The following is a 267-nucleotide window of genomic DNA, read 5'->3' as shown; positions in this document are numbered from 1 at the left end:
CTGACTTAGCGTTAGAGCTAAGCGCGTGGGGAGTGACACAATACAAGTACGCGAATTGGCTAACACCGCCACCGATGCAACATTTTTCGGTGGCCTGTCAGTTGAATCAGTCGCTTGGCTTGGTCGATGCGCATAATAAAGTGTTAACTGCTGGGCAGCGTGCACTGCAACTGGGTGTTTCGCCTCGTCTTGCCAGCATGCTACTGCGATGTGAGACGCCAATTGCGCAACAACTAGCTTGTTTTTTGGCGGCAATATTGAGCGAGC

1 protein-coding gene is annotated in these 267 nt (G+C 51.7%); it reads right to left on the bottom strand.

Annotation, left to right across the window (positions count from 1 at the left end; translation table 11 throughout):
- On the bottom strand, nt 1-267 hold a 267-nt coding region (locus CWC11_RS23015), incomplete at both ends, for a hypothetical protein (RefSeq protein ID WP_212748099.1).

Origin of the sequence: Pseudoalteromonas sp. S3178, from assembly GCF_005886985.1 — a bacterium.
Lineage (GTDB): Bacteria > Pseudomonadota > Gammaproteobacteria > Enterobacterales > Alteromonadaceae > Pseudoalteromonas > Pseudoalteromonas carrageenovora.
The sequence above is the reverse complement of the archived record's forward strand: the minus strand, read 5'-3'. Positions and strand labels throughout refer to the sequence as shown.